The 11,061-nt window shown below is 71.7% G+C and carries 10 protein-coding genes; 3 read left to right on the top strand and 7 right to left on the bottom strand.

Features of this window, described 5'->3' with window-relative positions; all coding sequences use genetic code 11:
• The 5 genes from HTZ82_RS13415 to HTZ82_RS13395 all read right to left on the bottom strand — a co-directional run.
• The coding region (locus tag HTZ82_RS13415) for a hypothetical protein (protein ID WP_175409585.1) at positions 1–257 on the bottom strand (257 nt) is incomplete at its 3' end.
• Positions 258–558: 301 nt separating this feature from the next.
• Positions 559–1,644, bottom strand: a complete 1,086-nt coding sequence (locus HTZ82_RS13410; RefSeq protein ID WP_254711828.1) for an ATP-binding protein — start codon at positions 1,642–1,644, stop codon at positions 559–561.
• 119 nt (positions 1,645–1,763) lie between these two features.
• Positions 1,764–2,501, bottom strand: a complete 738-nt coding sequence (locus HTZ82_RS13405; RefSeq protein WP_175409584.1) for a response regulator transcription factor — start codon at positions 2,499–2,501, stop codon at positions 1,764–1,766.
• A gap of 90 nt (positions 2,502–2,591) precedes the next feature.
• A complete protein-coding gene (locus HTZ82_RS13400; protein ID WP_175409583.1) occupies positions 2,592–3,251 on the bottom strand; it encodes a spermidine synthase in 660 nt (219 codons plus the stop codon).
• 107 nt (positions 3,252–3,358) lie between these two features.
• Entirely contained in the window at positions 3,359–4,027 is a 669-nt protein-coding gene (locus HTZ82_RS13395; RefSeq protein WP_175409582.1) for a GNAT family N-acetyltransferase, read from the bottom strand.
• Between the two features lie 135 nt (positions 4,028–4,162).
• Between HTZ82_RS13395 and HTZ82_RS13390 the strand changes: the two genes are divergently transcribed.
• The 3 genes from HTZ82_RS13390 to lon all read left to right on the top strand — a co-directional run bounded on the left by HTZ82_RS13390 (position 4,163) and on the right by lon (position 9,698).
• Positions 4,163–4,705 (top strand): hypothetical protein, encoded by a 543-nt coding sequence (locus tag HTZ82_RS13390; protein WP_175409581.1) that lies wholly within the window; start codon positions 4,163–4,165, stop codon positions 4,703–4,705.
• 716 nt (positions 4,706–5,421) lie between these two features.
• The gene (locus HTZ82_RS13385) at positions 5,422–6,981 is read left to right on the top strand and encodes a serine/threonine-protein kinase (RefSeq protein ID WP_175409580.1); all 1,560 of its coding nucleotides are present in this window, start codon (positions 5,422–5,424) and stop codon (positions 6,979–6,981) included.
• Between the two features lie 281 nt (positions 6,982–7,262).
• Positions 7,263–9,698 carry an endopeptidase La gene (gene lon, locus HTZ82_RS13380; protein ID WP_175409579.1) on the top strand — a complete coding sequence of 812 codons (2,436 nt, stop codon included), beginning with the start codon at positions 7,263–7,265 and terminating at the stop codon, positions 9,696–9,698.
• A gap of 79 nt (positions 9,699–9,777) precedes the next feature.
• Here lon and HTZ82_RS13375 read toward each other — a convergent pair whose 3' ends face one another.
• Both HTZ82_RS13375 and HTZ82_RS13370 read right to left on the bottom strand, forming a co-directional pair.
• Complete coding sequence (locus tag HTZ82_RS13375; RefSeq protein ID WP_175409578.1) at positions 9,778–10,608, bottom strand: serine protease; 831 nt, start codon at positions 10,606–10,608, stop codon at positions 9,778–9,780.
• Between the two features lie 92 nt (positions 10,609–10,700).
• A partial coding sequence (locus tag HTZ82_RS13370; protein ID WP_175409577.1) for a helix-turn-helix domain-containing protein occupies positions 10,701–11,061 on the bottom strand: 361 nt, incomplete at its 5' end.

Here is an 11,061-nt window from a genome sequence, read left to right as displayed (position 1 = left end):
CCTGCCGTGGGGGCCGCGGGTGCCGCGGCGGCCTGCCCGGCCTGGCCGGCCGGCTTGTCCGCCGCGCCGGTCACGCCCGGCTTGTAGTCGGCGAAGAAGTCCCACCAGGCACGGTCGACCGAATTCGGGTCCTGGAGGTACTGCTGGTAGATCTCGTCGACGAGCCACTCATTGGCGCCGAACGCGGCGGCAGGGCTCTGGCCCTGTCCGTCTGGGTCGGTCGAGATGCTCGAGTTACTGGGGGACTGAGACGACACGGCGGCAACCGCCCTCTTCCGCTTCACAAGGTGATGGACAGCGGAAATAAAGGCTACGCCTCTACGGGCGAGAGGTGCAGGCCGGGCGTGCCATCGTCGCGTACATCACACCGAACGGCGGGTTTCGCGGGAAGAAATGGCGGGAAACAAGCGTGGTTCGGCAGTGACCGGCTGTGACCGGGTAGCCCTGACCAGGGCTGCGGCACTCGGTCGTCCGCACCCCTGACCGGGTCCGCGCCCCGCGCGTCATCCGTCCGTACAGATACACGGACGCGGTGCGATCCCGGTTCGAAACCCTACGTCAACCGCGCTGCGGTGGGATCCCCGGAAGGGTGACGAGAATGCGGCAGCCCCGTGCCGATTCGGCCACACCGATACGGCCACCGTGCAGATCGACCGCCCAGCGCGCGATGGCCAGGCCCAGGCCCGTACCGCCGTCGCTGCCCGGGCCGTGCGGGGACGGGACGCTGCCCCGGTTGAACCGCTCGAAGACCGTGCGCCGCTCCGGCTCCGGGATGCCCGGGCCCTCGTCCAGGACCTCCAGGTCCAGCGACTCCGGGTACGGGCCGCGCCGCGCCCGTACGGTGACCCTGCCGTGCGGCGGGGAGTGCTTCACGGCGTTGTCGATCAGGTTCGCCACGACCTGGTGCAGCCGCTCCATGTCCGCGTGCGCGGTCAGCTCGGGCGGCGACACGTCCAGGTGCAGATGCACGTCCGAGCGGCCCCGGGGCCCCGAGCCCGAGCCCACCGTGCGGTGCGAAGCGGCGGCAAGACCGGCCTCCTTCAGCACGCCCGACAGGTACGGCCACACCTCGAAGCGCCGCGACCGCAGCGGGATGACCCCGTTGTCGAGGCGCGACAGGTCCAGGAGCGTCTCCACCAGGCGGCCGAGCCGCTCCGTCTGCTGGAGCGCCGTACGCATCGTCTCGGGGTCGGCGGCGGACACGCCGTCCACCACGTTCTCCAGGACCGCGCGGAGCGCCGCGATCGGGGTGCGCAGCTCGTGCGACACATTGGCGACCAGCTCCTTGCGGTGCCGGTCCACCGCCTCCAGGTCGTCCGCCATGCGGTTGATCGTCGATGCGAGGTCGCCGAGCTCGTCACGCCGGCCCGCGCCGCGCACGCGACGGGTGTAGTCGCCGTGCGAGATGCCCTTGGCGACCGTGTTCATCTCGTCGAGCGGGGCCGTGAGGCCGTGGGCGACGAACTGGGTGAGGAGCAGTGTCGCGATCACCGAGAAGACGGTGATGAAGCGCAGCTCGGTCTGGGTGCGCAGGGCGACGAGGAGGAGCCCGGTCGTGATGAAGACGGAGACCACGACGAGGGTGCCGAGCTTGGTCTTGATCGAGATGCTGAGCGAGCGCAGCCGGGGAAGCCGGGGCCGCAGCCGGGGAAGCCGGGGCCGCAGCCGGGGTCCGCTGGTGGCGCCCCGGTCCTCACGGCTGTCCGTGCCCCGGCCCGGGACCCGTTTCGTGCCGCGGGCCGGGTCCCGGGTGACGCCGTGGTTCACGGCGCCGGGGTCTCCAGCGCGTATCCGACGCCGTGCACCGTACGGATCCGCTCGGCGCCGATCTTCCGGCGCAGCGCCTTGATGTGGCTGTCGACGGTCCGCGTGCCGGACGCGTCGGCCCAGTCCCACACCTCGGCGAGGAGCTGCTCGCGCGACAGGACGGCGCGCGGTGTGTTGGCCAGGCAGACCAGCAGGTCGAACTCGGTCGGCGTCAGGTGGACGTCGTCGGTCCTGACGCGGACCCGGCGCTGGGCGTGGTCGATCTCCAGCTCGCCCAGGCGCAGGATGCCGCTGCGCGGCGTGACCGCGGCCAGCGCCGCGCGCTCCACGCGGCGCAGCAGGACGTGGACCCGGGCGACGAGCTCGCGCATCGAGAACGGCTTCGTCATGTAGTCGTCGGCGCCGACGCCGAGCCCGACGAGCATGTCGGTCTCGTCGTCCCGGGCGGTCAGCATCAGGACCGGCACCGGGCGCTGGGCCTGGACCCGGCGGCAGACCTCAAGGCCGTCGAAGCCGGGCAGCATGACGTCCAGGACCATCAGGTCCGGCTGCCACGCCTCGGCGGCGTCCACGGCCGACGGTCCGTCCGACGCCGTCTGCACGAGGAACCCCTCGGCTCTCAGACGGGCGGAGACGGCTTCCACGATGGTCGTGTCGTCCTCGACGACCAGGACCCGGCGCTGGGTACCCGGCGTGACCGCGTTGCCGGTGTGGCTGGTGTGTGCGTGCTCCATGCCCCGCCCCTGTCGCGTCCTGCGCGAGCCTGTAGATCCGTGCGTTCCGTACGTAGGGTCAACAACATAAAGGCAGCGACCGCGTCCCGGCTACGCGGGGCGAACTCCGAGGTGGACCACGTCCGGTACGCCTCGGGCAACCGGGACCTCTTCGGTTCTTACCCCGCTGAATCCGGCATTCCGCAAGGACTCTTCGAATGCGGCGGACGGCTTCGCGGACCAAACGGCCAGCACACCGCCCGGATTCAGCCGTGCGGCGCAGGCCGCGAGACCGGCGGGCGAGTACAGGCTGTCGTTGCTCTCGGTGACGGTCCAGTCGGGGCCGTTGTCGATGTCGAGGCACAGCGCGTCGTACGTGCCGGGGGCCGCCCGTACGTACGAGACGAGGTCCGTATGGAGCAGCGCGGTGCGCGGATCGGCGAGCGCCGCGCCCGAGATCGCGTCGAGCGGGCCTTCACGGTGCCAGTCGATGATGGCCTGTTCGCGCTCGACGACGGCGATCCGGCCCCACGCGGGCTCGGCGGCCGCGTGGGCGAGCGAGAAGCCCACGCCGAGGCCGCCGATCAGGACGGCGGGTGAGCGGCGGGCGCCCAGCGCGCGGAGCGCGGCGTCGATCAGCAGGCGCTCCGAGCGGCCGTCGGAGGTGTCCATGAGGAAGGTGCCGTTGGCGATGATCTCGAAGTGCTCGCCGCGCTGCCGGAGCACGACTTCGCCGAACGGGCCTTCACGTCGGTCGAGCGTCTGAGGCATGGCCTCCACCATAGGCGCTGCGGCGGAGGGTGCTGTGATGTGCGTCATGGGCCGGAGGGGGGGGCGGCGGCGGTGGGTCCGGGTGCCGCCTCAGGACCTGGTGGCGGTCAGGCGGCATGGGGCGCGGGCTGCGCGGACGCTTCCTCGGTGCGTACGACGCCGGTGAGCGGCCCCTGGTACCGCCAGCCCAGGGAGCCGTACAGGGCGCGGCCCTCCGTGGTGCCGGCCAGGACGCCGGTCGTCGCGCCGGCCGCGGCGCCCGCGGTCTGCAGGGTGCGCATCACGACGGTGCCGAGGCCGCGCCGCTGGTGGCCGGGGTACGTCTCGACCTGGTCCACGACCGCGGTACGGCCCGTCGGGGCGATCTGGCCGCGGGCGGCGAGGGTGCCGTCGGCGGCCAGGACCCGGGCGCGGACGACACCGTCGCGGGTTTCGGTGCGCAGCGTGTACCCGTCGGGGAGCGCGGGGGCCGGGGTGCGGCGCAGCTCGGTGAACATCATGAACCCGGGGTCGTCGGGCACGGTCCATCCGGGCGTGATCCAGCGGGTCACGTCCTCGGGCGCGGCGAGCACTTTCAGCCAGGCGTGCGGCACGGTGACGTCCGCGCAGAGCGCGCGGACGGTCTCCTCGTCGGGCTCCGGGAGCACGTGCCGGAACACGTGCTGGGGAAGCCCGACGTCGATGCGGTACCCCCACGGCTGCTCGACGGGCGGCGGGGTGCCCCGGGAGACGGCCCAGCCGCGAACCCAGGCAGATGTAATGACTGAACTCAGCATAGATCTATTACGCATGACAGTGGTCGACGTCGCCAGGGATTAACAAGTAGTGCGGGGTGCGTCACTCTCTGTTTCCGTAGCGGTGGGGGCCGCACGGGCCTCAAGCCGCATGAACGTCATAGGGAGAGTGACCGCATGAAGAAACCCCGGATCGGGACGGCCGCCGCGTGGTGGCGCGTAGTCACCCCCGCCGCCGTCGTCGGGCTCGCCCTGCCGCTGGCCGTGGCCGGCCCCGCCCAGGCCCAGGGCGGCAACGCCGTCCGCTACGGCTCGTACGTGGTGTACACCGCCAACGCGGGCGAGCAGAACGACGTCATCGTCGGTGTGCTGCAGAACGAGGTGGCCATCCAGGACGAGGCCGGCGTCACGGCGGGCCCGGGCTGCGTCCAGCGCAGCGACATCCTGGCGACCTGCGGGCCCGCCGCGTCCGTCGGCCGCGTCACCGTGCAGCTGCGTGACGGCGACGACCAGATCGTCATCGCCGCGACGCTGAACACGACGATCGACGCCGGGACCGGCACCGACACGGTGCGCACCGCCGGCGGATCGGACCAGATCAACCTCCGTGACGGCGCCCCCGGAGATGTCGTCGAGAGCTGCGGCGCCGGCTTCGACTACGTCGCCGCCAACCCCGGCGACACGGTCGCCACCGACTGCGAGCAGCGCGCCTTCTACTGACGGTGCGTCCGGGTGTCGCCTGCCGGCACACCCTCGGCCGCCTGCCGGCGCCCTTGCGCCGCCGCGGCACCGATCGCCTGACCGCGCGGGACCCGCGGTCGGGCGATCTGCCCGATCCCGTTGGGGACTGCATGGCGTGGTGGGCGTGACCAGCGAGGTGAAAGGTCAGGTTGCGCGCTCGGAACTCCGGTCACCTCAACCTTGCATCTTCGGCGGCGATTCCCAAGCGCACCGCTGTCCCGCCGTTGTCGTCCGACATGGAGTTGTCAGTGGTCCGGCAGCGGAATTGTCAGTGGGTGAATCCGCGGGCGAGGGCCGTTACGCTTCCCTCCCGCAGATGTTCCCCGTTCGCCGAGTGAGACAAGGCCTTCGGGGGATCGTCGGCTCTGCGCCGTCGTGGATCGGATCGCCTTTCGACGCGGCCTCATCCAGACCGCTACCGAGGTCCACCGGCTCCAGGTCACATGCGACGAACGTCAGAGCCGTGATGCCTTACCGAACCCGGCTGGGGTTCGGTAGGGAACATCCAGCCCGGCACCCACCTCAGCGAGGACATCCGGACAAGAGTAGTACCAGCGCCAAACGTGTGCTGCTTTCTTCTTCCCAGGGTGCGACACGTACGACAATGTGGCCGCGGACAGTGCCTGGGAGCGGGTCGAGGCCCTCTTCCGGGTGGAGCTGCGGCACGGCGGCGGGTGACGGGGGAGAGGAGCGGCATGTCGACAGCGCAATTCCGGTTCACGGCACTCCAGGCGCAGGACCCGGCGGAGCTGGGGGACTTCCGGCTGGCTGCACGGCTGGGCGAGGGCGGAATGGGGCAGGTGTTCATCGCCTCCTCGCCGGGCGGGCAGTCGGCCGCAGTGAAGGTGATCCGGCCCGAGTTCGCCCGGGACGCCGAATTCGGGCAGCGGTTCGCGCGGGAGGTACGGGCCGCGCAGCGGGTGCGGGGCGCCCATCTGGCACCGCTGCTCGACGCCGACCCGCACGCCGAACAGCCCTGGCTGGCCACGGCGTTCGTCGCCGGACCGAACCTGCGCGACCTAGTGACGGGACGCGGCCCGCTGCCCGCCCCGCAGGTGCTGCTCCTGGCCTGGGGCATCGCGCACGCCCTCGCCGACATCCATGCCGCGCACGTCGTGCACCGCGACCTCAAGCCCGGCAACATCATGCTGGACGAGACGGGCCCCAAGGTCATCGACTTCGGCATCGTGAAGTCGCTGACCCAGTCCGTGACGTACAGCAGCCACTCCACCCGAATCGGCACCCCGCTCTACATGTCGCCGGAGCAGGCTATGGGCCGTACTGTCGGCGCACCCTCCGACGTCTTCGCGTTCGGCTCCACGCTGTACTTCCTCGTGACCGGCCGCGAGGCGTTCGGCGCGGAGAACGAGTGGGGCGTGGCCCACCGCATCGTCGCCGACGAACCTGACCTATCGGCGGTCCCCTCCGCGCCGCTCCGTGACCTGATCACCGCCTGCCTCGAAAAGGAACCCGGAGAGCGCCCCGAAGCACCGACGATCGTCGAACTCTGCGAGCGGGAGCTCGGGGGCGCGCTCGTCCCCGGGGCCTGGATGCGGATCGACGGGGCTCGCGCCGCGATTCAGGAACGGACAGGTGCGCTGCGTGGGCTCTTGCTGCACGACGCCGACCCTGGCCAGCCCAGCGACCCGGACGCTGCCGACACCGTTCTGCTCGCCCCGCTCGCGCCGACCCGGGTCGCCGAACCGCCCGAACCGAAGCGCCGTACAGCCGGCGTCGTCGTCCTCCATCTTGTCAAGCTGCTGCTCGCGGCGGTGGTGCTGTTCGCGGCAACGGCCAATCCGGTCATGACCGAGACCTGGACCAGCGACTCCACGGGGCGGCAGGTCTCCCAGGTGACCGCGTACTTCGACTGGGCCCACCCGTGGACCGCATATCCGAGCGGCATCACCGGCGTGAACTCGGACTGGATGGTCGTCCCGATCGGCGTCTTCGGCACGGTCGCGCTCATCGTGTGCGGGCTGCTGTACCTGCTGCGGCTGTCCTCGGACTCTGCCTACCGCTCCTTAGCGGGCGCGGCGGCCAGACTCGGCACCCTCTGGCTCCTCTTCTGCACGCTGCTTGGGCTGTTCCTGTTCTCGATGACAGTCGGCCTGACAATCGACGACGGCAACCCCGCGTACGACATTCGCTCCGTGCTCGAACCCGGGGGCTGGCTGTTGCTCCTGGCGAACGTCATTGTTGCCGAGGCGCTCTGGCATACAAACAACCGCCTGGGCAAGGAAGAGAAGCCTTAGTGGCACACCTCGTGTCGGAACAACTGACACTCCATGTCGGAACTCGCTGACACATAGATGTCGGCCCACAGCCGTGGCCACCGTCTTACGAAGCCGCAGCCGTATGCAAGATCCAACTGAACGATGCAGATCCAGATGCAAGGTCCGGCTGACCTATGCAATGTCAGCCGCTATAGGACACGATCCGCGTGATCGCTCAGGGCGAACGCGCGTCGGGGAACACTGCGGGACGCAGAAGCATTGAGTCGGTAGAGCTCAACTTGACTGCCGAAGGGGAGATCATGGCTTCGACGCCCGCATCGCTCACTCTGCCCGTGCTGCCGCTCGACGACGAGATCGTGCTGCCGGGGATGGTGGTGCCGCTGGATCTGTCCGAGAACGATGTGCGGGCCGCCGTCGAGGCGGCTCAGGTGGCCGCGCGGGACACGGGGCGGAAGCCGAGGGTGCTGCTGGTGCCGCGGGTCGACGGGACGTACGCCGGGATCGGTGTCCTCGGGACCGTCGAGCAGGTCGGACGGCTCGCCGACGGGCATTCCGGGGCGTTGGTCCGGGGTGTGCGGCGGGTGCGGATCGGGGCCGGGACCACGGGGCCGGGAGCCGCCCTGTGGGTGGAGGGGTCCACCGTGGAGGAGGGCGTGCCCGAGCCCCTGCCGGGTGCCGTCGCCGAACTCGTCACCGAGTACAAGGCCCTCGCCACCAGCTGGCTGAAGAAGCGTGGCGCCTGGCAGGTCGTGGACCGGGTGCAGCAGATCGACGACGTGTCCGCCCTCGCCGACAACTCCGGGTACTCGCCGTTCCTCACGGTCGAGCAGAAGGTCGCGCTGCTGGAGGCCGTCGACCCCGTCGCCCGGCTCAAGCTCGCCACCGAGCAGCTCCGCGAGCACCTCGCCGAGCAGGACGTCGCCGAGTCCATCGCCAAGGACGTCCAGGAAGGCGTCGACAAGCAGCAGCGCGAGTTCCTGCTGCGCCGTCAGCTCGACGCCGTACGCAAGGAGCTGCGCGAGCTCAACGGGGACGAGGCGGAGGACGAGGCCGGGGACTACCGGGTCCGGGTCGAATCCGCCGATCTGCCGGAGCACGTGCGCGAGGCCGCCCTCAAGGAGGTCGGCAAGCTGGAGCGGGCCGGTGACCAGTCCCCCGAGAGCGGCTGGATCCGCACCTGGCTCGACACCGTCCTGGAGATGCCCTGGAACGAGCGCACCGAGGACCGGTACGACATCGGCGGTGCCAAGCGCGTACTCGACGCCGAACACGCCGGGCTCGACGACGTGAAGGAGCGCATCACCGAGTACCTCGCCGTACGGAAGCGGCGCGCCGACCGGGGCCTCGGCGTCGTCGGCGGGCGGCGCGGAGGGGCCGTGCTCGCCCTCGTGGGTCCGCCGGGCGTCGGCAAGACGAGCCTCGGCGAGTCCGTCGCGCACGCCATGGGGCGGAAGTTCGTACGGGTCGCCCTCGGCGGCGTCCGCGACGAGGCCGAGATCCGCGGGCACCGGCGTACGTACGTGGGCGCGCTGCCCGGGCGTATCGTCCGCGCCATCAAGGAAGCCGGGGCCATGAACCCCGTCGTCCTGCTCGACGAGATCGACAAGGTCGGGTCCGACTTCCGCGGGGATCCCGCCGCCGCACTGCTGGAAGTGCTCGATCCCGCGCAGAACCACACCTTCCGCGACCACTACCTGGAAGTCGAACTCGACCTGAGCGACGTCGTCTTCCTCGCCACCGCCAATGTGCTCGAAGCCATCCCCGAGGCGCTCCTCGACCGGATGGAGCTGGTCCGCCTCGACGGCTACACCGAGGACGAGAAGGTCGTCATCGCCCGTGACCACCTCCTGCCCCGGCAGCTGGAGCGGGCCGGGCTCGGCGCCGACGAGGTCGTGATCGACGACGCCGCGCTGCGCAGGCTCGCCGGCGAGTACACGCGCGAAGCGGGCGTACGGAACCTGGAGCGCGCCGTGGCCCGGCTGCTGCGCAAGGTCGCCGCACAGGTCGAGCTGGGCGAGCGGAAGCTGCCGTTCACCGTCGGCGACGCCGACCTGCGCGGGCTCATCGGGCGGCCCCACCACGTGCCCGAGTCGGCCCAGGACCCGGCCGAGCGCCGTACCGCCGTGCCCGGCGTCGCCACCGGCCTGGCCGTCACCGGCGCGGGCGGCGATGTCCTGTTCGTCGAAGCCTCCCTGGCCGACCCGGAGACCGGCGCCGCCGGACTCACCCTCACCGGGCAGCTCGGCGACGTCATGAAGGAGTCCGCGCAGATCGCGCTCTCCTTCCTCCGCTCCCACGGCGCCGAGTTCGAACTGCCCGTGACCGGGCTGAAGGACCGCGGCGTCCACATCCACTTCCCGGCGGGCGCCGTGCCCAAGGACGGGCCCAGCGCGGGTGTCACCATGACCACCGCGCTCGCCTCGCTCCTCAGCGGACGGCTGGTGCGCACGGACGTGGCGATGACCGGCGAGGTCTCGCTCACCGGTCGGGTCCTGCCCATCGGCGGCGTCAAGCAGAAGCTGCTCGCCGCGCACCGGGCGGGCATCACCACCGTCGTCATACCGAAGCGGAACGAGGCCGACCTGGACGACGTCCCGGCCGAGGTCCTCGACAGCCTGGACGTCCACGCCGTGACGGACGTACGGCAGGTGCTCGCCATCGCCCTCTCCCCGGCCATGGCCGGGGCGGCGGACGCCGCGGACGGTGCCGATGCGGGGCTGACCGCGGCCGCGTGACCGCCGTGACGGCCGCCTGACCGCCGACTGGCCGCCGCCTGACGGTGCGGGGTGTCCGTACGGGGCTCCGGGTGGTGTCTCAGCCGGCGGCGACCGCCTCGTCGTACAGCTTCCGGGCGTTCGGGCCGAACAGGGCCGCCGTCGACACGTCGTCGGTGTCGCCGCCGCTGAGGACGGCGATCACCCTGCCCGGGTGCGCCGGGTCGCGGTAGTCCGCCAGCCAGGGGCTGCCGCTCGTACCGTCGTAGAAGCCGCCGCACTCCATCCGGATCCAGCCCGCCACGTCCGGGTCCGTCGCGGCTTCCGTGGTGCAGCCGATGGGGCGGTTGGCCGGGTTGTGGTCCTCGTTCGGGTAGCCGACGACGGTGACGCGGCGGTGCGGGGGCGACGACCAGTCGGGTGCCGCCGCGCCCACGACCCGCTGGACCGGGCGGCCCGCGTCGTCCGGTTCCAGGGTCAGGAACGCGAAGTCGTGGGCGTCGTCGCCGTCGTCCCGCCAGGCGTCGTCCACACGCACCGCCTTGACCCGCCACGTCCCGTACGGCGCCGTGCCCCCGCCCGCGCCGTGGAAGCCGGGCACGAACCGCAGGCCGCGCAGGGCGTCCTCGTCCCCGTCCGTGTAGCCGTCGACGCAGTGCGCGGCCGTCGCCACGACGTCGCCACGCGGGCTGTCCACGACGCTCGCCGTGCACCAGTGGTCGTCCCCGTCCCGGAGGACGCCCACCGAGGGGAGGGCGTCGAACTCCTCGGCCGACGGTGCGGCCGAGGGCGCTCCGGCGGTGCCGCCCGGCGGGCGCGGCGCCGGGCGGACCGGGCCCGCCGTACAGGCCGTGGCGACGGACAGGGTGGACACGGCGCACAGGACGGCGGCGCTCCGTACGAGCCGGCGGAGTGGTGAGTGGTGGTGCATGCCGTCCATCCTGCTGGCCGGTGGTGTCAGTACGACGTCAGTACGGTGTGCGGCAGGGCCGCAGGGCTGCGGAGTAGTGGCGTCGCGGCGCCTCAGAGTCTCAGCCAGCCGCGTTCCGCCGCGCGTGCGCCCGCCTGGAAGCGGGTGCGGGCGTTCAGCGCCTCCAGCAGGCGGCTGATCCGGCGCCGCGCCGTATGGACGTGGACGCCCAGACGGCGGGCGATGGCCTCGTCCTTCAGGCCCGCGGCCAGCAGGGCGAGGAGCTCCCGTTGCTCGTCCTGGGAGGGAGCGGTACGCGGCAGGGCCGCCGCCTCCTGCTCCGCCTCCCCCGGCTCCACATCCGCCGCCTCCTGCTCCGCCTCGTCCGTGAGCGGTTCCGCCGCCTCCCACACCGACTCGGCCAGCGGCAGCAGCGCCTCCCGCAGCCGGGCGTCGGCGACCACGAGGGCGTAC

Source organism: Streptomyces sp. TRM64462 (assembly GCF_013362995.1).
Lineage (GTDB): Bacteria > Actinomycetota > Actinomycetes > Streptomycetales > Streptomycetaceae > Streptomyces.
Note: the sequence above shows the minus strand (reverse complement) of the source record. Positions and strands in the feature narration are given on the sequence as shown.

Coding starts and splice junctions, on each gene's coding strand:
- HTZ82_RS13405 (WP_175409584.1), bottom strand. CDS start 2,501: ATGGAGCACGCACACACCAGCCACACCGGCAACGCGGTCACGCCGGGT.
- HTZ82_RS13400 (WP_175409583.1), bottom strand. CDS start 3,251: ATGCCTCAGACGCTCGACCGACGTGAAGGCCCGTTCGGCGAAGTCGTG.
- HTZ82_RS13395 (WP_175409582.1), bottom strand. CDS start 4,027: ATGCTGAGTTCAGTCATTACATCTGCCTGGGTTCGCGGCTGGGCCGTC.
- HTZ82_RS13390 (WP_175409581.1), top strand. CDS start 4,163: ATGAAGAAACCCCGGATCGGGACGGCCGCCGCGTGGTGGCGCGTAGTC.
- HTZ82_RS13385 (WP_175409580.1), top strand. CDS start 5,422: ATGTCGACAGCGCAATTCCGGTTCACGGCACTCCAGGCGCAGGACCCG.
- lon (WP_175409579.1), top strand. CDS start 7,263: ATGGCTTCGACGCCCGCATCGCTCACTCTGCCCGTGCTGCCGCTCGAC.
- HTZ82_RS13375 (WP_175409578.1), bottom strand. CDS start 10,608: ATGCACCACCACTCACCACTCCGCCGGCTCGTACGGAGCGCCGCCGTC.